Genomic DNA, 21,032 nt, shown 5'->3' on the forward strand with positions numbered 1-21,032 from the left:
ATGTGTGGAATTGTCGGCGCAGTGGCTGAACGTAATATCACCGCCATCCTGCTTGAAGGCCTCAAGCGCCTTGAATACCGCGGCTATGACAGTGCCGGTGTGGCGGTTTTCACCAACGATGAAAAGCTTGAGCGCATGCGCCGCCCGGGCAAGGTCAGCGAACTGGAAGCTGCATTGGCTGAACATCCGCTAGTGGGGCGTCTTGGTATCGCTCACACCCGTTGGGCCACCCACGGTGCGCCTTGCGAGCGTAACGCGCACCCGCATTTCTCCGGGGACATCGCCGTGGTGCACAACGGCATCATCGAGAACCACGAAGCCCTGCGTGAGCAACTGAAAGCGCTGGGTTATGTGTTCACCTCGGACACCGACACCGAAGTCATCGCCCACCTGCTGAGCCACAAACTCAAGGACCAGCCCGACCTGACCGTTGCCCTCAAGGCCACCGTCAAGGAACTGCACGGTGCCTACGGTCTGGCGGTGATCAATGCACTACAGCCGGATCGTCTGGTTGCCGCGCGCAGTGGCAGCCCGTTGGTGATCGGCCTGGGTCTGGGCGAGAACTTCCTCGCGTCGGACCAGTTGGCCCTGCGTCAGGTCACTGACCGTTTCATGTACCTCGAAGAGGGCGATATCGCCGAAATTCGCCGCGACAGCGTGCAGATCTGGGATGTGAACGGTCAGACCGTCGAGCGCCAGACCGTACAGTACAGCGACGGTGCCGAGGCCGCCGACAAAGGTGAATTCCGTCACTACATGCTCAAGGAAATCCATGAGCAACCGTCTGTGGTTCAGCGCACCCTCGAAGGTCGCCTGAGCAACAATCAGGTGCTGGTGCAAGCGTTTGGCCCGCAAGCCGCCGAACTGTTCGCCAAAGTGCGTAACGTACAGATCGTCGCCTGCGGTACCAGCTACCACGCCGGTATGGTCGCGCGTTACTGGCTCGAAGAGCTGGCCGGTATTCCGTGCCAGGTCGAAGTCGCCAGTGAATTCCGTTATCGCAAGGTGGTGGTGCAGCCGGACACCCTGTTCGTCACCATTTCTCAGTCCGGCGAAACCGCTGACACCCTGGCCGCGCTGCGCAATGCCAAGGAGCTGGGGTTCCTCGCAAGCCTGGCGATCTGCAACGTCGGCATCAGCTCGCTGGTGCGCGAATCCGATCTGACCCTGCTGACTCAGGCCGGTCGCGAAATCGGTGTGGCATCGACCAAAGCCTTCACCACGCAACTGGTCGGTCTGTTGCTGTTGACCCTGTCGCTGGGCCAGGTGCGCGGCACGTTGGGCAAAGACGTCGAAGCCACGCTGGTAGATGAACTGCGTCGCCTGCCGACCCGTCTGGGCGAAGCGCTGGCGATGGACAGCACGGTGGAAAAAATCGCCGAGCTGTTCGCCGAGAAAAAACACACCCTGTTCCTCGGCCGTGGCGCGCAGTTCCCGGTAGCGATGGAGGGCGCCTTGAAACTCAAGGAAATCTCCTACATCCACGCCGAAGCCTATCCGGCTGGCGAGCTGAAACACGGTCCGTTGGCACTTGTGGATAACGACATGCCGGTGGTCACCGTCGCGCCGAACAACGAACTGCTGGAGAAGCTCAAGTCCAATCTGCAGGAAGTCCGCGCCCGTGGCGGTGAACTGATCGTGTTCGCCGACGAGAAGGCCGGTATGACCAATGGCGAAGGCACCCATGTGGTGCAGATGCCACACATCCACGACATCCTCTCGCCAATCCTCTACACCATTCCGCTGCAGCTGCTCTCGTACTACGTCGCCGTGCTCAAGGGCACCGACGTCGACCAGCCGCGCAACCTGGCGAAGTCGGTGACGGTGGAATAAGTTATCCACAGCTAATAACTACCCGCAAAAATCGCAGCCTCGGCTGCGATTTTTGTATCTGTCTGACTCGAGGGCATCCATGGACCGCTTCCAGGAAATGCAGATTTTCGCCACGGTGGCTCAGGAGCAAGGCTTTTCGGCGGCGGCGCGGCGTCTTGGCTTGTCGGCGGCCAGTGTCACTCGGGCAGTGGCGGCGCTGGAGCAGCGGATCGGTACGCAATTGTTGATCCGTACCACGCGCAGTGTGCATCTGAGCGAGGCCGGCCAGCGTTATCTGGAAGACTGTCGGAGAATTCTCGCCGAGGTGCAGGAAGCCGAGGATTCGGCTGCCGGCAGTCACGCCCAGCCCCGTGGGCAATTGACGGTGACCGCGCCGGTATTGTTCGGCGAGCTGTTTGTCACGCCGTTGATGGCCGGTTATCTGGCGCAGTACCCGGACGTTTCGATCAATGCGCTGTTGGTCGATCGGGTGGTGAGCATGGTCGAGGAGGGCATCGATGTCGCGGTGCGCATCGGTGATTTGCCGGACAGCAATCAGCACGCCATCCGTGTCGGCGAGGTGCGGCGGGTGATCTGTGGTTCACCGGATTACCTGGCTGAGCACGGGCGTCCCGAGCATCCGCAGGCGCTGGCCGGTGCGTCGGTGGTGGCGCCCTCGTCCATTGGTCAGTTGCGCAGTTGGCCGTTTCTGGATCAGGGCGAAGTGATCAGTGTGCGGCCCGAGCCTCGGCTGGTGGTCACCGCCAATCAGGCGGCGATTGCCGCTGCCTGCCTGGGGGTGGGGCTGACCCGGGTGTTGTCCTATCAAGTCGCCGGCAAGGTGGCCTCAGGTGAACTGGAAATTGTCCTCGCCGACTTCGAACTGCCGCCGCTGCCGATTCATGTGGTGTATCAGGGCGGGCGCAAGGCGCCGGCGCGGGTTCGCAGTTTTGTCGACCATGCGGTGAAGGTGTTGCGTGAGCATCCGGCGCTGCAGAACGCTGCGTTATTTCATCCGGTGAAATAATCGATTGCGATTGCTGGTGATTCTGTTGCTTTGAGGATAGGTGGAAGATGACGTCCACGGCGCTGCCATCCCGAACGGCGCCACCTCCAGCGGAGTCGACCATGCAAGCGATCAAACTCTACAACTTCCCGCGTTCCGGCCACGCCCATCGGGTGGAGCTGATGTTGTCCCTGCTGCAACTGCCGACCGAACTGATCCTGGTCGATCTGGCCAAGGGTGAACACAAGCAGGCGCCGTATCTGGCGATCAACAGCTTCGGCCAGGTGCCGGCAATCGATGATGGCGGTGTGGTGCTGGCCGATTCCAACGCGATCTTGGTGTATCTGGCGCTCAAGTACGGCAATGGCCGTTGGCTGCCGACCGATCCGCTGGGTGCTGCGCGGGTGCAACGCTGGTTGTCGGTGGCGGCGGGGCCGATTGCCTTCGGGCCGGCAGCCGCACGCTTGATCACGGTGTTTGGTGCACAACTGAATGCTGAAGAACTCATCACCCGTGCGCACAACCTGCTCAAGGTGATGGAGCTGGAACTGGGCAAGACCCCGTATCTGGCCGGCAGCGAGCCGACCATCGCCGACGTTTCCGCCTACAGCTACATCGCCCATGCGCCGGAAGGCAACGTGTCGCTGGACGACTACGCCAACGTTCGTGCCTGGCTGGCGCGGGTCGAAGCGTTGCCCGGTTTTGTCGGCATGCCGCGTACCGTCGCCGGTCTGCAAAAAACGGCCTGAAGACCCGGCCCGGTCTGTCCGGGCCCTCCACATTGCGCCAGCGGCGCGGGGAGATGCGTGATGGAACGTTCACCGTGGCACGCTGGCGAGCAGCAATTGCAGGCCCATGTCGGGGTTGCCGAACGCATGGAGGCCTTCGGCCGTAAGGTGATTCGCGACTGGATGCCGGATCAGCACCGCGCATTCTATGAGCAATTACCGTTCATGCTGTACGGCGCGGTCGATGCCGGCGGTCGTCCTTGGGCCAGCGTGCTCGAAGGGGCGCCGGGGTTCGCCGGTTCGCCAGATCCGCAGCACCTGCAAATATCCAGTCTGCCGGCGGCCGATGATCCGGCGCAGTTGCTCGGCGGCGCGGCCATCGGTTTGCTGGGCATCGAACTGCACACCCGGCGGCGCAACCGCCTCAACGGTCGCGTCGGCGATCTCGACGCGAGCGGTTTCGCAGTCACGGTGGATCAGTCATTCGGCAACTGTCCGCAATACATTCAACTGCGCCAGTTTCAGCGTGTTGCGTTGAGCGATCTGCAGACCCGGCCAGCGCAGCATGGCGACGGTCTTGATGACGCGGCCCGGGCCATGATCGAAGGCGCCGATACCTTCTTTGTCGCCAGCTACGTCGATGTCGCCGGACAACGTGCGGTGGACGTTTCCCATCGCGGCGGGCAGGCCGGTTTCGTCCGGGTCGAGGGCAATCGCCTGACCATCCCGGATTTTGCCGGCAACCTGCATTTCAATACCCTCGGCAATCTGCTGCTGAACCCGCGTGCAGGCCTGCTGTTCATCGACTTTTCCACAGGCGATGTGCTGCAATTGAGCGGGCGTACCGAGATCATCCTTGAAGGGCCGCAGATCGAAGCGTTTCAAGGCGCCGAGCGCTTGTGGACATTCGAGGTGGAGAAACGGGTGCGGCGCCCGGCGGCACTGGCCTTGCGCTGGCGCTTTGAGGGCATGTCGCCCACCAGTCTGCTGACCGGTACCTGGGAGCAGGCCGATGCACGTTTGCAGGCCAAGGCGCTCGGTGACAGCTGGCGACCGCTGCGGGTGACGCGCATCGAACGGGAGAGCCAGCACATCCGCTCGATCTATCTGCAACCGGACGATGGCGCGGGGATGCCGGTGTTTCAGGCCGGGCAGCATTTGCCGCTGCGCTTTACCCTGGACGGTGAAACGCATATCCGCACGTACAGCCTGTCGAGTGCGCCATCGGACGACTTCTTGCGCATCAGTGTGAAGCGCGAGGGCCTGGTTTCAACGCACTTGCATCAGCAGATCCGCGTCGGCGATGTGCTGCAAGCGCGGGCGCCACAGGGGCATTTCACGGTTGCGCCGCTGGAACGCCGGCCGTTGGTGCTGCTGGCGGCGGGCGTCGGCATCACGCCGTTGCTGTCGATGCTGCGCGAGGTGGTGTACCAAGGCCTGCGCACGCGCCGAATCCGACCGACATGGTTGCTGCAGAGTTCGCGCAGCCTGGCCGATCAGCCGTTTCGCCAGGAACTGGATCGTTTGCTGGAAAGCGCGGGCGATGCGGTACGGGTGATGCGCTTGCTCAGCCAGCCTGAGGCCGATGTGCACGAGGGCGAAGATTTCGACCGCCTCGGGCGCATCGACGGGGTACTGCTGCGCGATCTGCTGGAAGTCGAGGATTACGACCAGATCGATTTTGTGGTCTGTGGCCCCGGCGGTTTCACCCAAGGCCTGTACGACAGCTTGCGCGACCTGGACATTCGCGATGCACGGATCCATGCCGAAACCTTCGGCCCCTCGACGCTCAAGCGCCAGCCGGACCCGGATGCGGTGGTCATTGCGCAGCCAGCGGCCGCCATCACGTCAGTGCCGGTGATGTTCGAACGTTCTGCCAAAGAGGCGCGCTGGCAACCGGACGGCGGCAGTCTGCTGGAGCTGGCGGAAAGTCGCGGGCTGCGCCCTGAGTTCAGTTGCCGGGGTGGCTCGTGCGGCACCTGCAAGACACGCCTGATCAGCGGCGCGGTGAATTATCCACAGCCTCCGGCGGACATGCCAGAGGCGGGGCAGGTGCTGATTTGCTGCGCAGTGCCGGCGCAGAGTGAGCAATTGCTGGTGCTGGATCTGTAACGCTTTCCCCCTGTAGGAGCTGCCGAAGGCTGCGATCTGTTGATTCTGGGTTTCTAAAATCAAAAGATTGCAGCCTTCGGCAGCGCCTACAGAAGATTGATGTCGTGTCTCAGGTCAGGCGTAGGACAGGTCTTTCTCTTGCAGTAACTCCTGATACAACTCGTTCCACTTGCGGCCCATTTCATCGGCAGTGAACAACTGCCGGTAACGCGCTTCGGCCTTCACTCCCATGGCGGCGGTACGCTCCGGGTTTTCCCACAAGGTGCGCATCGCCTCGCGAAACGCCTGTGGATTGCTCGGTGGCACCACCAGGCCGGTTTCGTTGTGGATATTGATGTAGCTGGTGCCGGTGCCGATTTCGCTGGAGATCATCGGCTTGCCGTACATGGCGCCTTCGAGCAGCGAGATACCGAACGCTTCGGAACGCAGGTGCGAGGGGAACACGATGGCGTAGCTCAGTTGCAGCAGGGCGACCTTGTCTTCATCGCCCAGGCGTCCGAGGAAGTGGATGTTGCGCAGACCCAACGCAGCAGCCTGGGCGTGCAGTTCCAGTTCCAGCGGCCCGGCACCGACGATCACCACCGGATAGTCCACGTCCTTCAAGGCGTCGAGCAGGATGTGCAGGCCCTTGTAGTAACGCATGACTCCCACAAACAGGAAAAACTTATCCCCAAGCTGCTGGCGCCAGCGGTTCATGCGTTCACTGTCGGCCTGTGGATAACCGGCCTTGTTCAAACCGTATGGAATCACCCGGGTCTTGTCCTGGAACTGCTGCAACACGTCGCTGGTGTGCAGGTAGTTCGGCGAGGCCGCGACAATCCGATCGGCGCTGGCGAGGAAGCGGTTCATCAGCGGCCGGTAGAGTTTGAGCAGATGCTTCTGGCGAATGATGTCCGAGTGGTAGGTCACCACGCTCGGTTTGTTCATGCCACTGGCGAAATGCACCAGGTCCATGAATGGCCACGGGAAGTGGTAGTTGACCACATCGGCTTCGGCGGCCAGTTCGCGAAACTGTTTGAACACACTCCAGGAGAACCCGGTGGAGGCGAACTGAATGTCGAGTCTGGCACGGTGTACTTCGTGCTGGCCCAGTTGCACCACGGGCGGCGTCGGGTCGGCGCTGAGGGTCAGGACCTGGCCGTCGATGCCGTGATGCGCGCCGCTCTCGCACAGCTGAAAGATCACCTGTTCGATACCGCCGACCGAGTCGGGCAAGTAGGTTTTGAAGAAATGAAGCACTCGCATTCAGCCTCCCATGGCCTGGCGGTAGGCACCGGCGGTGGCCTGTGCGCAACGTTCCCAGGAAAATAGCCGCGTCCGGTGCAATCCGGCTTCTCGGCAGACCTGCCAATGCGCTTGATCGTCGATCAGGCGATTCAGCGCATCGCGCAGGCCGTGTGCATCGTCAGGTTCAATATAGTTGCCGGCCGCGCCGGCGACTTCCGGCATGGCTGAAGACCGGGTCAGGATCACCGGGGTGCCGCTGGCCATGGCTTCCAGTACCGGCAGACCGAAGCCTTCGTACCGCGATGGAAACACCAGTGCCCGGGCGCCGGCCAGCAGTTGCGCCACCTGTTCATCGGGCAGATAGCCGAGCAGGCAAACGTGCCCCGACGCCAGCGCCTGGCGCAGTTCGTCGCTGAACTGGGTCTGTTGCCAGCCCGCCATGCCGACGATCAGCAGCGGAAAGCGCTGACGCACGGCCTCCGGCAGCAGGGCATGGGCACGCAGGGCCAGGCTCAGGTTCTTGCGCGGCTCCAGGGTGCCGACACACAGGAAATATTCGCGCGCGGCAACGGCATGCGCCTTGAGTACCGCCTCGATGGCCTGCGGTTCTCGTGGGTGGAAGCGCTCGGCTACACCCAGTGGCGCAACCACAAAGCGCTCGGCCGGCAGGCCGAAATAGGCTTGAGCCTCATCGGCAATCGCCTGTGAGTCGGTGATGATTCGCTGCGCCTGTTGCACACCAGCGGCCAGGCGCCGTTCGATTTCCTTGAGGCGCGCTGCGGGTTGGGTGTCAGGGAAATGCAGATGAGTCAGGTCGTGCAGAGTGATCACGGTCGGACCGTCGAAGGCCAGCGGCCACAGGCTCGGTTCGTGATACAGGTCGAGGTCTTGCGTACGGCCCTGATCGAAGCGTTTCTGCTCCAGCCAGCGTCGCGCCTGATAGGCCCCGGGGATCTGCCGTAGCAGCGGCGTCAGCCGCGAGTAGCCGGGCATGGCCGCATCCGGCAGGGCCGAGCTCCAGCCCCAGCCATGAAATAACGCCACCTCGACATCGGTGGTACTGCGCAAGGCGCGGACCAGTTCGGCGACGTAATGGCCGATGCCGGTGCGTGGCGCCTGAAGAATCCGCGCGTTAAGAGCAATGCGCATGCTGGCTCTCGGGCGCGGGCAGGGAATGGTTCAGGTTGCGCTCGATACGCTGGACCAGTTGCGCGCTCGCTTCACGCCAGCTCAGCCAGCGCCACTGGTCCAGGCCCATGGGTGCCGGAAACACCCCCGAGCGCTCCATTTCGATCACCAGGTCGGTGAGGCTCTGCGGGTTGTCCAGATCGAAATACGCCATGTAATCGCCGCCGATTTCGCGGAATACCGGAATGTCGCTGGCCATCGCCGGGAGTCCGCGTTGCATGGCTTCCACCAAGGGCAGGCCGAATCCTTCGACGTACGACGGGAACACCAGCGCGGTGGCATGGGAATAGGCGTGCTCAAGGCTTTTGTCCGACAACGTGTTGAACATGAACAGGCGACGGTTCAGTTGCGGATGCTGGCGGATCCGCTCGATCAGCGCCTCGCACTTCCAGCCGATTTTCCCGGCAATGCACAACCGCGCCGTGGAACCGGCCGCCCAGGCCCGTTCGAAGGCATCGAGCAGGTAGGCGTGGTTCTTGCGCGGTTCGATGGTGCTGACCATCAGGAACACCGGTTCCGGGGACTTGAACATGTTCAGCAGGCTGCGATCGATTTCAGAGGCGGCGTCGCTCAGGTCCAGTTCGGAACCCAGATGGAAATAGTCGAACCAGCGCTGCTGGACCTGTTGTGTGCCGATCCGGCGCAACATCTCCTGGCGCACCTGATCGCGAATGGTGGTCGAGATCGCGACATAGCCGTCAGCCGTGCGCGCGATCCAGTCAAACCAGTCGTTGAACACCTTGACCAGGCCTGCATCGCAAAACTGCGGATGGGTCAGCGGAATCAGGTCGTAGATGACCGAAACGATGCCCACGCCATCGCGTTTGAGCTGTTCGGCCAAAGGGAAAAAATTGGCGTGCCAGGATGAGTCGAGCAACACCAGTTGATCACCGGCCTGATGTTGCAAGGGCACGCAGCGCTCGGGCACGGGCTTGCCCTTGAGCAGGCGCGCGAGCACGCGCATCGGCAGGCTGAAACAGGCAAACGCCGTGAGCCGGCAGAGCACGTACAACACCCGTCGGGCGAAATGCGACCGGCTGAAAGGGCGGCGTCGTTCCAGGGCGCGATGGCGCAGCCAGAAGCCGTTGGCCCACTGTTCCAGTTTCACCCGCAGGCTGGTCAGATTGATTTTCGGCGTTTTTATCGGGGCCAGGCTTTTCACCTGATACAGGGCACCGTCGAGCATCACCACAGGGATGCATTCGCGCTCGGCGCTGGCGTCGGGCAACTGTTGAATGACGTTGCGCACCACCCGTTGAATGCCCGAGTTGGCGGACGGGTGTTCGAAGACGTACGTGCACTCCACCAACAGTCGTGTCATCGCGAGATCTCCTTGTCAGGCAATTGCTCTGTGCGTTCACGGGAACGGCTGATGTCGGTCCGGGCTTGCAGCCATGAGCAGCCGACGAAGTCTTCCTGACGATTGTTGATGACGTGGAAAACCAGACCGTAATCGCGCCATTCGAAGTTGCGGTCCAGGTGCGAGTCCAGGCGCGACAGGCTCAGCGCCACCGAATAGCTGCCCTTGCCCAGGCGCATGTCGAAGGTGAAGCGGAAGGTCACCTGTTCACCGGCACTCAGGTCGGTAATCGCCTGATCCTGACGGTGGGTATTGATGCCGTAGATCGCCTGGCCGAGGCGATCCTTGATCAGAAAGCCCAGCACCAGCCGCTCGATGTCCTCGCGTACCTCGGTTTGCACTTCCAGCACCACCGGCTGGCCGACTTCCGCGACCTCCAGGCTGCGGCCCTGAGCGTCGAGCAGGCGCACGCTGACAATCCCGGCCTCACCGGTGCCGGAAATGGTTTGCACCTGACCATTGGCGAGCATTTCCTGACGCACGATCTGGCCTTCGCGCTGGGCGAGCATGGCGTTGTAGTAGTCCATGACTTCTTCGGGTTTGCCGCGCATGGCCAGACGCCCGTTCTCCAGCAGGATCGCGGTGTCGCAGATCGACTGAATCGCCGAGCGGTCATGGGACACGATCAGCAGGGTGGTGCCGGCCTTGCGGAAGTTGCGGATGCGTTCAAAACTTTTGTGCTGGAAGTAGGCATCGCCCACCGACAGCGCTTCATCGACGATCAGGATGTCCGGACGGCGCGCGGTGGCGACGCTGAAGGCCAGGCGCATTTGCATGCCGCTGGAGTAGGTGCGCACCGGGTGATCGATGGCTTCGCCGATTTCGGCAAAGCTTTCGATTTGCGGCATCAGCGCTTCGATCTCTTCGACCTGCATGCCCAGCAACTGGCCGGCCATGAATGCGTTCTGGCGGCCAGTGAAGTCCGGGTGAAAACCCATGCCCAGTTCCAACAGGGCGGCGACGCGGCCTTGCAGTTGTATCTGCCCGCAGCTTGGTTGCGTGGTGCCGGTGATCATCTTCAGCAGGGTGCTTTTGCCCGCGCCGTTGACCCCAACAATGCCGACGGCTTCGCCGGGCTGGATCTCGAAATCGATGTCCTGCAGGACCCAGTGCAAGTGGTGCCGGGTGCCCGAAAACGGCACCAGCCACTCGAACAACCGGCTCCAGCGATTGGGGTATTGCTTGTAGGCCTTGCCCAGGCCACTGACGCGTATATGTCCCATCAGAGTTCATCCACCATTTCGCCGACACGTTGTCGGAACAGGCGCAGGGCCATGGCGCAGAACAGCAGGCCGATAATCAGCAACGGCATCAGCGACGGCCAGTTCGGCCACTGGTTGTAGAGGAACACGTTCTGGTAGCTGGTCATCAGCGCCGTCATCGGGTTGAGGCTGATCAGATGCTGGATGCCCGGCGGCAGGATCGACAGCGGATATACGATTGGCGTCAGCCAGAACCAGAACTGCAGGCAGATGCCGAACATCTGCCCGACATCACGGAAGAATACGTTGAGAATGCCGAGGATCATCCCCAGCCCGGCGGCGAAGATCACTTGCACGATCAGCAGTGGAATCAGCGCCAGCAAGGCCATGCCGGGCAGGCGTCCACTGATCAGCAGAAAGCCGAAGAACAGCGCCAGGATGATCGCGAAGTTGATCCCGGCGTTGAGCAGCGCAATCACCGGCAGGCAAATGCGCGGGAAGCTGATCTTCTTCAGCAGGTTGGCGTTTTCCAGAAACATGCTCTGGCTGCGCGAGGTGATTTCCGCAAACAGCCCCCAGGTCAGCAGGCCGGCGCACAGGTACACGCTGTAGGCCAGGCCGTCATCCACACCCGGCAGGCGCGCGCGCATGATCTGGGAAAAGATCACCGTGTACACAACGATCATCGATAACGGATTGAGCACGGTCCACAACGCGCCGAACAGCGAATTGCGATAACGCGCCTGAAACTCGCGTTTGACGCTGCCGAGGATGAATCCGCGGTAGCTGCGCAGCGAGCGGTACAGGGAAAGCAGCATCAAACCGTCCTGCCGTATTGGTCTTCGAAGCGCACGATGTCATCTTCACCCAGGTATTCGCCGCTTTGTACCTCGATGATCACCAGGTCGATCACGCCGGGGTTTTCCAGGCGATGCCGGTGCCCGGCGGCAATGAACGTCGATTCGTTCTTGGCCACCAGATGGGTACCGGTGCCGTTGTTGGTGACCTTGGCCATGCCTTCGACCACCACCCAGTGTTCGTTGCGGTGATGGTGCATTTGCAGCGACAGCTTGCCGCCGGGCTTGACCACGATGCGCTTGATCTTGAAGCGCGGGCCTTCCTCGAGCACGGTGTAGGTGCCCCACGGGCGGCTGACCGTACGGTGCAGGCGATAGGCTTCGTGAGATTTGTCCTTGAGTTGCTTGGCCACGCGTCGTACATCCTGGGCCCGGTCGGCATGGGCCACCAGCACCGCGTCGGCGGTGTCGACGATAATCAGGTTATCCACGCCGACAGCGGCCACCAGCCGGCCTTCGCTCTGCACGAAATTGTTGTGACTGTCGATAAAGATCGCTTCGCCGCTGGCGCGATTGTTGTCGGCATCGGCCGGTACCAGCGCTGCCACGGCGCCCCATGAACCGATGTCGCTCCAGTCGAAACCGGCGGGCACCACCACGACTTTTTCCGAGCGTTCCATCAACGCGTAATCGATGGAAATGTCGGTGATTTCAGCGAACAGGTCCGATGACAGTTCCTGTTGCAGGCAGCCGACAGTTTCCACCGGGGCGCTGGCAGCCATGCAGGCGCGGGTCTGTTCCAGCAGCTCTGGCGCGTGCAGTTGCAGCTCGTTGATCAGGGTGGCAGTGGTGAAGCAGAACATGCCCGAGTTCCACAGGAAGTTGCCGCTTTCCAGGTAATGCGTGGCGGTCTGCAGATCGGGTTTCTCTACGAAGCGCTGCACTTTGGCCGCGCCTTTGGCATCCAGTGGTGCACCGGTCTCGATGTAGCCGAAGCCGGTTTCCGGCGCGGTCGGCACCACGCCGAAGGTCACCAGATAACCGTCCTTCGCCAGATTGACGGCGTGTTCGACGGCGCTCTTGAGTGCTTCCTGATTGACGATCAAATGGTCGGCCGGCATCACCACCATGATGGCGTCGTCACCGTGCAATGCCTGCAGCGACAGGGCGGCGGCGGCAATCGCCGGGGCGGTGTTGCGTCCGGTCGGCTCCAGCAGGAAGTGCCCGCGATGGCGCGATACGTGAGCAGCGCAATAGTGATCCTTGCTCTGGAAGTAGTACTCGCGGTTGGTCACCGTGACGATGTCGCCCCAACCGTCCAGCAATGCAGCGGCACGCTGATAGGTCTTGCCCAGCAATGACTGGCCGTCGGGCAGGGCCATGAACGGCTTGGGATGGCCTTCGCGGGACACCGGCCACAAACGCGTACCGGCACCGCCGGACAGAATCACGGGAATGAGCATGACCTACTCCTTGGCGACGCGTTTCATGTCCGCATCCATCATCATGCGGATCAGGGTGTCCAGGTCGGTTTTCGGTTTCCAGCCCAGCACACGCTGCGCCTTGGCCGGGTTGCCGAGCAGCACTTCGACTTCGGCCGGGCGGAAGAACGCCGGATCGATTTTCACGTAGTCGCGGTAGTTCAGGCCGACGTGATCGAAGGCGATGCGGCACATTTCGCGCACGGTGGTGGTGACGCCGGTGGCGACCACGAAATCGTCAGGCTTGTCCTGTTGCAGCATCAGCCACATGGCCTCGACGTAGTCACCGGCAAAACCCCAGTCGCGTTTGGCGTCGATGTTGCCCAAGGCCAGTTCCTGTTGCTTGCCCTGCTTGATACGGGCGGCGGCGTCGGTGACCTTGCGGGTGACGAATTCAATGCCGCGCAGTGGCGATTCGTGGTTGAACAGGATGCCGCTGCTGGCGTGCAGGTCGAAACTCTCGCGGTAATTGACGGTGATCCAGTGGCCGTAAAGTTTGGCCACGCCGTAAGGGCTGCGTGGATAGAACGGGGTGTTCTCGTCCTGTTGCTCGGCCTGGATCAGACCGAACATTTCGCTGGTGGAGGCCTGATAGAAACGGGTGTGCGGGCTGAACTGACGGATCGCTTCGAGCAGGTGGGTCACGCCCAGGCCATCGACGATGCCGGTGGTCACCGGTTGATTCCAGGACGCGGCGACAAAACTTTGCGCGGCCAGGTTGTAGACCTCGTCCGGTGCCGACTGGATGACTGCGCGCTGCACCGAGCAGGCATCGGCCATGTCACCGTCCAGGTAGACGATGTCGGCTTCGACGCCCATCTCACGCAGGCGCCAGCGCGAATCGCTGCTGCGCCGTGCGACCAGACCGTGAACCTTGTAGCCTTTGTCGAGCAGCAGTCTGGCCAGATAAGCGCCGTCCTGGCCGGTGATCCCTGTGATCAGTGCACTTTTCATTCTTGTCGTACTCGCTGCTCCCAGTCGGACAGGATCGCCCGCAGGGATTGTTGTGTTGTGATTTCAGGCGTCCACCCCGTGGTCCGGGCCAGCCTGGCGTGACTGCCGCAAACGCGACGCTGATCGGCACGGCGCATGCGCGCCGGATCCTGGACGAGTTGCAGGTCGACCTCGGCGAGGACGCCCATCTGCTCGATCAAACTACGGATACTTTGCTCGCGGCCCGAGCAGATGTTGTAGACCTGCCCCGGCGTGCCTTTTTCCAGCAGTGCGAAATAAGCCGAGATCACATCGCCGACATCGAGAAAGTCCCGCGTGACGTCGATGTCGCCGACCTCCAGTTGCGGGGCTTGCAGGCCTTGTTTGATGCGGTTGATCTGGCGCGCAGCACTGGCGATGACAAAGTTGTCTTTCTGCCCGCTGCCGATGTGGTTGAACGGCCGCGCCACCAGCACCGGCCAGCCTTCGCTCAGGCCCCATTGCAGGCTGAGAAACTCCGCTGACAGTTTGCTCACCGCATACGGATTGCGCGGGCAGGGCGGTTGGAGTTCGGTGATGGGCAGGGCGCTTTCGGCAACTTGACCATAGACGTCGCCGGAGCTGACATACAGGAAGGTCCCCTGAAATCCGCGCGCCTTGAGCGCCTGCAACAGATTGAGGGTACCGAGCAGATTGATTTCGAGGGTGCGGGCCGGGTCGCGGAAGGCTTCGGGAACGAAGGTCTGGCCGGCCAGGTGAATCACCGCGTCGGGCAATTGCGGCCACAGGTCGGCGAGGCTTTGCGGTGCCGTGAGATCGTAGGGTGTGGCGGCGGGCAGCAGTTCCCATGTCGAATCAGGCTGTGCCAGACGCGACTGGAGATGTTGTCCCACGAATCCACTCAGGCCCGTGACGAACAGACGCTTTTTCAAACAGCGACCCCTTGGTCTTAAACTTTCGCCACTTTCCCACAGGCTTTGAGGAGAAGTCTGTCAGGCCGGATGAAAAAGACCGACATGACGACAGGCGAAGTCATTGTTGTAGTTGTTTGTTACCAATCTGTGCCAATTGCGCAGCAATTTCAACAGCGCAAACCGTGACCGGTCAGTTCTCGTCAGCGTAGCCCGATTTATTCTCGTCGGGCGGTTCCCGGATTCACGAAGGATGTGTTTAGAATGGCCCTCGTCGCCATCTCCCCGGGGTCGCCGGGGTTGTTGCGCAACAGGGTGAAACCAGCCACTAAAACAAGAACGAAGACGAGCTCCATGACGAAGGACGAGCAGCGGTGATCCCGACTCGATCCAGCGCCTGGCCGTCATAGCGTGAAACTGCCGGGATGGTGGTTTCACCGTGGGATGCCATGAATTTCATTCTTTACTCGGACGTCAACGACCGCTCCATCAGCCAGAGTCTGGGGCGTCCGGAATACAGCTATTACTTCGTGCTCAAGGCTTACCGTCCCGTACTGGAAAGCCTTGGGCAAGTGCACGTCGTCTCGTCGGCGGCCGAAGTCGACCCGTTGTACCGGCAACTGCAACTGGCCGGTCAGGACTGCCTCTTCGTTTCGTTTGCTCCACCGCATAAAACCCCGACTGATCTGCAATGCCCCGTAGTTTGCGTGATCGCCTGGGAGTACGACTCGATTCCGGTCGACCCTCGCGATGATGACTCCCGTCACGACTGGAGCCGGATCCTGGCGCGCCATGGTCGTGCGATCACCTTGTCCAGGCACACGGCACAAGCCATTCGCCGGGCCCTGGGCGAAGATTTCCCCGTGCTGGTGTTGCCGACCCCGTTGTGGGAAGGCTTCGCCGGCGTGCGCCAGCAATACCCTGCTGCGCCGGTGAACCCGGGCGCGTTGTTGCAGATCAAGGGCTGCATCATCGACAGCCGCACCCTCGGGTTGTCGGCCGATGGATTGATTGCACCCACGCCCAACGAGCAGGCAGTGGAGGCCTGCGAGCCGGTCGAGGTCGCTGCGCCGTCCGAACCTGCCCCACCACCACCGGAGCTGACCCTGCGCCGGCGTGCGTTCATCACCAGGCATTACTTGCGCGAAGGCTGGCGGGCGGCTGCGGCCCCCAACGAACACCGACCGCTGTTTCTGCTCAAGCACAATCTGCTGTTGTGGTATCGCGAAGCCGTGCGCGATTTGCTGCCGATCGCCCTGCGCCGCCACTTGTTCCGCTTGCGCGCACCTGCTCCCGCAGTCTTGCCGCCGGACGCTGGCAACAGCGAAGCGCCCGCGGTGGTCGAGCATCCGCAGGCCAGCCTGCCGGACACCACCGCCACGGTGCAGACCGAGGTCAGCGGTGTGGTGTATGTGAGCGTGTTCAACCCCGAAGACGGGCGCAAGAACTGGCATCACCTGATCACGGCATTCTGCTGGGCCATGCGCGACGTCGAAGATGCCACGCTGGTGCTGAAGATGACGCAGAACGATCTGACGACCTATTACGTGCACCTGATTACCTTGTTGTCGCAGCTCTCGCCATTCGCCTGTCGGGTGGTGGTCATGCACGGTTACTTGCAGGATGAGGAGTTTGCCAGGCTTTACGGTGCGGCCAGCTTTTACGTCAACGCGTCCCGTTGCGAAGGCTTGTGCCTGCCGCTGATGGAGTTCATGTCCTGTGCCCGTCCGGTGATTGCACCGGACCATACGGCGATGCACGACTACATCGATGAGCGCGTCGGCTTCATCGTCAAGTCCAGTCGCGAGCCGACGATCTGGCCGGACGACGTGCGGATCCTCTATCGCACCCTGCGCCATCGCCCGGACTGGGGCTCGTTGAAAACGGCCTACGAAAACAGTTACGCCATGGCCAAAAACGACCCGGCGGCCTATCAGGCCATGGCCCTGGCCGCCAATGAGCGCATGCGCGAGTACTGCAGTTTTGCCCCGGTGCAGCAGCGTCTGGCGCAATTTCTTCAGCTGACGCCGAGTGCAAGCCCACAGCTGATCGCCGAGGCGGGGACTGCATCATGCTGATCATCATTCATTCGGAAACCAACAAGAGCAACATCCAGCAGAACCTCGGACGTCCCGAGTACAGCTACTACTTTGTGCTCAAGGAGTTCCGCCCGGTGCTTGAGCGTCTGGGGCAAGTCATTGAAGTGAGCAACCCGGACGAACTGGTCGATCGGCTGTACTTCGATTGCCTGAGTCGCGGCGAAGCGTGCGTGTTCCTATCGTTCTCGCCGCCGCATCGCACGCCGATTCATTACGCCTGCCCGACCATCCCGGTATTTGCCTGGGAGTTCAGCACCATCCCCACCGAGAGCTGGCACGGCGAACCGCGTCACGACTGGCGTGTGGTCTTGAACGCCTGTGGCATGGCGATTACCCATTCGAGTTTCACGGTCGATGCCGTCCGTGACGTGATGGGCGCGGACTACCCGATCTGCGCGATTCCTGCACCGGTGTGGGATCGCTTCGCCGCCCGTGGCGCGCAGTTGCGCAAGCAGCCAGTGGTCGAAGCCGTGCAGTTGAAGCTGCGCGGCCTGTTGCTCGACAGCCGTACTGTAGATCTGCGCGCCTACGGTCCACCGGGATTGTGCGAAGGCACGCCGCTGTCGTTTGCCGGGCCGGCGCAGGACTGCCAGTTGCAGCTGGACGGCGTGGTTTACACCTCAGTGTTCAACCCGTACGACGGGCGCAAGAACTGGCAGGACATGATCAGCGGGTTTTGCACCACATTCCGTGACGTCGCCGATGCCACCCTGGTGCTGAAGCTGACGCACCATGACATCGCCAATGCCCTGAACGACATGCTGCATCACCTGTACAAGAACCAGTCCTACCAGTGCCGGATCGTGCTGATCCACGGTTATCTGGCGGACGCCGATTACGAAGCGCTGGTGCAGGCCACCAGCTACGTGGTCAACAGTTCCTATGGCGAAGGGCAGTGCCTGCCGCTGATGGAATTCATGTCCTGTGGCAAACCGGCGATTGCGCCGCTGAACACGGCGATGGCCGACTACGTCGACAGCGACAACGCGTTCATTGTCGATTCCACCGACGAGCTCACGGCCTGGCCCCATGATCCACGGGCAGCCTACCGCACCTTGCGCTACATGACTGATTGGGACTCGTTGTGCGCGGCGTATCGCGCCAGTTACGAGGTGGCCAAAAACGACGTCGAACGCTATGCGCGGATGTCCGAACATGCCGTTCACAACCTGCAGCGGTTCTGCAGTCAGGCGAGTGCCGAACAGCGTCTGCGGACATTTTTTGCCCAGCGCGCGCAGGCCCTCGAGCCGTTGTCCGTGGAAGTTTCGAGCGCATGATCCGGCGCCTGCTCGCACGCTTGCGCCCGGCACCGTTGCCTGTTGCATCTGCACCTGAGCCACTCGCTCAGGTCTCGCCACGGGACGTGGGCCTGCATGACGCGATCCTCGACGGCTGGTTTTTGCCCGACAGCGGCGAATTGCTCAAGGGCTTCGCCATCACGGCTGACGACACCTTGCTCGACGTCGGTTGCGGCGAAGGCGTAGCGACGTTGTTCGCCGTGCGGCAGGGCGCGTCGGTGATTTTCACCGACAGCGAACATGACAAGGTCCGCGATCTGGCGCGGCAGGTTGAAGCGCAGAGCAACAAACCTAATCTGGGGCTGGTCAGCAACAGCCTGCCATTGCCGCTGGCCGCCGGTTGCGCCAGCAAAGTGGTGTGCATGGAAGTGCTGGAGCACATCGATCAGCCGGAGCCGTTCATGGCCGAACTGGTGCGCATGGGCCGCCCCGGCGCGCAGTATCTGCTGAGTGTCCCGGCGCCGGTGGGCGAGCACCTGCAGCAGGGCATCGCCCCGGCCAGTTATTACCAGACACCCAATCATGTGCAGATTTTCACCGAGCAGCGCTTTGCCGACCTGGTGCAGAACGCCGGGCTGGTGATCGAGCATCGGCAGGCCAGCGGGTTCTTCTGGGTGATGGGCATGATCTTCTTCTGGGCCAGCGAACGCGCCGCCGGCCGTGACCTCGGTGGCGCGGTGCGCGACCGGATTCAGGCGCCGTACCCGCCGCTGATGGAGAGCTGGGCGCGTACCTGGCAAGACCTGCTGGCGCAGCCCGACGGCCTGGTCATCAAGCAACTGCTCGACCGCTTCATGCCCAAGAGCCAGGTGATCATCGCCCGCAAACCGCTGACTGGCGAAACACGCACCGGGAGTCAGCCGTGAGCGCCAAGCGGATCATGGACATCGAGGTGCTGCGTGCCATCGCCGTCCTCGGCGTGCTGTTCCATCACCTGCAGGGCAGCCTGTTCACCGACACCGTGCCACTGCTGGAAAAAGTCCACGCCTGGGCGCAACCGTGGTGGGGCGTCGATCTGTTTTTCGCGATCTCCGGTTTTGTCATCGCCCGCAGCCTGATCCCCGCGCTGCGAGGCTGTACGACGCGTCAGGAATATTGGCAACAGACGCGTAATTTCTGGCTGCGTCGGGTGTTTCGCCTGTTGCCCTCGGCCTGGTTATGGCTGGCGCTGATCCTGCTGGCGTGCATGTTTCTCAATCGCTCTGGCGCTTTTGGCAGCCTGTCCGCCAACCTGCAGGCGACGCTGGCGGGGGTGTTGCAGTACGCCAATTTCCGCTTTGCCGACAGCTTCTTTCATTACGAGTACGGCAGCAGTTTCGTCTACTGGAGCCTGGCCCTGGAGGAGCAGTTTTACCTGCTGTTCCCGCTGCTGATTCTGGTGTGCCGCAGGCATCTGGTCTGGGCCTTGCTGGCACTGATTGCGGTGCAACTGTTCACCCTGCGCACGCCGTTGCTGATGGTGGTGCGCACCGACGCACTGGCGCTGGGTGTGCTGCTGGCGATGTGGAGTGCGCAACCTTCGTACTGGCGCTGGCAGCCGACGTTTCTGCGGCGTCCGTGGGCCGGCGTGTCAGTGCTGATCGGTGTGGCGCTGCTGATGAGTTACATGGCCACCGACCGTTTCACCTTCGCGCCTTATCGCATCGGCTCGATTGCCGTGCTCGGTGCGCTGCTGGTGTGGATTGCCTCGTACAACCGCGATTACCTGCTGCCGGCGGGCCATCTGCAACGGCTGATGGCGTGGATCGGCAGCCGTTCCTACGGCATTTACCTGATTCACATCCCGGCCTATCTGCTGGTGCGTGAGCTGATCTTCCGCTTGCAGGCTGCCGGTTTGCCGAGCCCGGCCGGGCACCCGATTCTGACTTTGCTGATCGCCTTTGGCCTGATCGTGCTGCTCAGCGAGCTGAACTACCGCTTCATCGAAATGCCGATGCGCAATCGTGGGGCTGCCCTGGTGCGGCGCCTCGACACGTCCCGAACTGCCGTTTCATCTCCCGGAGCCACCTCATGCTGAGCCTATTGAAGAAACTCACGGCGGCGACGCCTGCACCGGCCCCCGCGCAACCTGCCGCCCCGGTGGCGGACAAGGTCGATCCGTACATGCTCGGCCTCTACGACGCCAAGCTCAGCGGCTGGTTCAACCAGGAAACCGGCGAGCTGTTCAAGGGCTTCCCGGTGACCGCCGATGACACCCTGCTCGATGTCGGCTGTGGTGACGGCGGAAATGTGCATTTCTGCGGCATGCGCGGGGCGAAGATCATCATTGCCGACATCGACGGCGCCAAGGTCGAGGCCACCCGCCAACGCCTGAGCGATACCCCGGCGCGCAGCGTCGAGTGCCACGTCACCGACTGCAACCCGTTGCCGATTGCCGACGGCACCGCTACCCGGGTGGTGTCCACCGAAGTCATCGAGCACGTCGACGACCCGGCACAGTTCCTCGCCGAACTGGTGCGGGTTGGCCAGTCCGGTGCGCTGTACCTGCTGAGCGTGCCGCACCCCAGTTCCGAAGACTTGCAGAAGGACATTGCAGCGCCGGAGTATTTCCGCAAGCCCAACCACATTCGCATCATCAGCGAAGAGCAGTTCAAGGCGATGGTCAGCGACGCCGGGCTGGAGATCATCAGCCACAGCCAGTACGGTTTTTACTGGTCGATGTGGATGCTGCTGTTCTGGGAAGCCAAGGTCGATTTCAGCAACCCGGATCACCCTTTGCTCAATCATTGGGCCGACACCTGGCAAGCGGTACTCGACTCGCCCCGTGGTGCGCAGATCAAGCAGGCGCTGGATGCGGTGGTGGCGAAAAGTCAGGTGATCATTGCCCGCAAGCCCTGAGTGCTTTTGTGTAACCTTGCAGCCTGATATCTCAGGGATC

The 21,032-nt window shown here is 62.0% G+C and carries 17 protein-coding genes; 9 read left to right on the top strand and 8 right to left on the bottom strand.

The features are described from left to right. From glmS to KKQ10_RS05335, 4 genes are all read left to right on the top strand, one after another. Nucleotides 1-1,833 carry a glutamine--fructose-6-phosphate transaminase (isomerizing) gene (glmS, locus tag KKQ10_RS05320; protein ID WP_215500458.1) on the top strand — a complete coding sequence of 611 codons (1,833 nt, stop codon included), beginning with the start codon at nucleotides 1-3 and terminating at the stop codon, nucleotides 1,831-1,833. Nucleotides 1,834-1,912: 79 nt separating this feature from the next. After that, nucleotides 1,913-2,839, top strand: a complete 927-nt coding sequence (locus tag KKQ10_RS05325) for a LysR family transcriptional regulator (RefSeq protein WP_215500459.1) — start codon at nucleotides 1,913-1,915, stop codon at nucleotides 2,837-2,839. A 101-nt stretch (nucleotides 2,840-2,940) separates the two neighbouring features. Then, entirely contained in the window at nucleotides 2,941-3,567 is a 627-nt protein-coding gene (locus KKQ10_RS05330; protein ID WP_215500460.1) for a glutathione S-transferase family protein, read from the top strand. Nucleotides 3,568-3,627: 60 nt separating this feature from the next. Then, the gene (locus tag KKQ10_RS05335; protein ID WP_215500461.1) at nucleotides 3,628-5,658 is read left to right on the top strand and encodes a 2Fe-2S iron-sulfur cluster-binding protein; all 2,031 of its coding nucleotides are present in this window, start codon (nucleotides 3,628-3,630) and stop codon (nucleotides 5,656-5,658) included. Nucleotides 5,659-5,772: 114 nt separating this feature from the next. Here the strand turns inward: KKQ10_RS05335 and KKQ10_RS05340 are convergent, their stop codons facing one another. The 8 genes from KKQ10_RS05340 to KKQ10_RS05375 are packed head-to-tail and all read right to left on the bottom strand — an operon-like array spanning nucleotide 5,773 to nucleotide 14,778. After that, a complete protein-coding gene (locus KKQ10_RS05340; protein WP_127649526.1) occupies nucleotides 5,773-6,903 on the bottom strand; it encodes a glycosyltransferase family 4 protein in 1,131 nt (376 codons plus the stop codon). After that, nucleotides 6,904-8,034, bottom strand: a complete 1,131-nt coding sequence (locus tag KKQ10_RS05345; RefSeq protein ID WP_215500462.1) for a glycosyltransferase family 4 protein — start codon at nucleotides 8,032-8,034, stop codon at nucleotides 6,904-6,906. Beyond that, the gene (locus KKQ10_RS05350; RefSeq protein ID WP_215500463.1) at nucleotides 8,018-9,394 is read right to left on the bottom strand and encodes a glycosyltransferase family 4 protein; all 1,377 of its coding nucleotides are present in this window, start codon (nucleotides 9,392-9,394) and stop codon (nucleotides 8,018-8,020) included. Before KKQ10_RS05350 ends, KKQ10_RS05345 begins: the two co-directional genes overlap by 17 nt. Beyond that, the gene (locus tag KKQ10_RS05355) at nucleotides 9,391-10,656 is read right to left on the bottom strand and encodes an ABC transporter ATP-binding protein (protein WP_215500464.1); all 1,266 of its coding nucleotides are present in this window, start codon (nucleotides 10,654-10,656) and stop codon (nucleotides 9,391-9,393) included. Before KKQ10_RS05355 ends, KKQ10_RS05350 begins: the two co-directional genes overlap by 4 nt. Next, nucleotides 10,656-11,453 (bottom strand): ABC transporter permease, encoded by a 798-nt coding sequence (locus KKQ10_RS05360; protein WP_215500465.1) that lies wholly within the window; start codon nucleotides 11,451-11,453, stop codon nucleotides 10,656-10,658. Before KKQ10_RS05360 ends, KKQ10_RS05355 begins: the two co-directional genes overlap by 1 nt. Continuing rightward, nucleotides 11,453-12,895 (bottom strand): mannose-1-phosphate guanylyltransferase/mannose-6-phosphate isomerase, encoded by a 1,443-nt coding sequence (locus KKQ10_RS05365; protein ID WP_215500466.1) that lies wholly within the window; start codon nucleotides 12,893-12,895, stop codon nucleotides 11,453-11,455. The genes KKQ10_RS05360 and KKQ10_RS05365 overlap by 1 nt, the downstream gene beginning before the upstream one ends. A 3-nt stretch (nucleotides 12,896-12,898) precedes the next feature. Next, nucleotides 12,899-13,867 (bottom strand): GDP-mannose 4,6-dehydratase, encoded by a 969-nt coding sequence (gmd, locus tag KKQ10_RS05370; RefSeq protein WP_025112595.1) that lies wholly within the window; start codon nucleotides 13,865-13,867, stop codon nucleotides 12,899-12,901. Then, entirely contained in the window at nucleotides 13,864-14,778 is a 915-nt protein-coding gene (locus tag KKQ10_RS05375) for a GDP-mannose 4,6-dehydratase (protein WP_127649532.1), read from the bottom strand. The genes gmd and KKQ10_RS05375 overlap by 4 nt, the downstream gene beginning before the upstream one ends. Before the next feature lie 428 nt (nucleotides 14,779-15,206). Here KKQ10_RS05375 and KKQ10_RS05380 point away from each other — a divergent pair, with 428 nt between their 5' ends. The 5 genes from KKQ10_RS05380 to KKQ10_RS05400 are packed head-to-tail and all read left to right on the top strand — an operon-like array spanning nucleotide 15,207 to nucleotide 20,992. Continuing rightward, on the top strand, nucleotides 15,207-16,835 hold the full coding sequence (locus tag KKQ10_RS05380) for a glycosyltransferase (protein WP_215500467.1): 1,629 nt from the start codon (nucleotides 15,207-15,209) through the stop codon (nucleotides 16,833-16,835). Further along, nucleotides 16,829-18,133 (top strand): glycosyltransferase, encoded by a 1,305-nt coding sequence (locus KKQ10_RS05385; RefSeq protein ID WP_215500468.1) that lies wholly within the window; start codon nucleotides 16,829-16,831, stop codon nucleotides 18,131-18,133. The genes KKQ10_RS05380 and KKQ10_RS05385 overlap by 7 nt, the downstream gene beginning before the upstream one ends. Next, a complete protein-coding gene (locus KKQ10_RS05390) occupies nucleotides 18,130-19,020 on the top strand; it encodes a class I SAM-dependent methyltransferase (RefSeq protein WP_215500469.1) in 891 nt (296 codons plus the stop codon). The genes KKQ10_RS05385 and KKQ10_RS05390 overlap by 4 nt, the downstream gene beginning before the upstream one ends. Further along, nucleotides 19,017-20,171 (top strand): acyltransferase family protein, encoded by a 1,155-nt coding sequence (locus tag KKQ10_RS05395; RefSeq protein WP_215500470.1) that lies wholly within the window; start codon nucleotides 19,017-19,019, stop codon nucleotides 20,169-20,171. The genes KKQ10_RS05390 and KKQ10_RS05395 overlap by 4 nt, the downstream gene beginning before the upstream one ends. Beyond that, nucleotides 20,165-20,992, top strand: a complete 828-nt coding sequence (locus tag KKQ10_RS05400) for a class I SAM-dependent methyltransferase (protein WP_215500471.1) — start codon at nucleotides 20,165-20,167, stop codon at nucleotides 20,990-20,992. Before KKQ10_RS05395 ends, KKQ10_RS05400 begins: the two co-directional genes overlap by 7 nt. The last annotated feature ends 40 nt before the right edge of the window (nucleotides 20,993-21,032 follow it).

The organism is Pseudomonas sp. MG-9 (assembly GCF_018729515.1).
Classification (GTDB): domain Bacteria; phylum Pseudomonadota; class Gammaproteobacteria; order Pseudomonadales; family Pseudomonadaceae; genus Aquipseudomonas; species Aquipseudomonas serboccidentalis.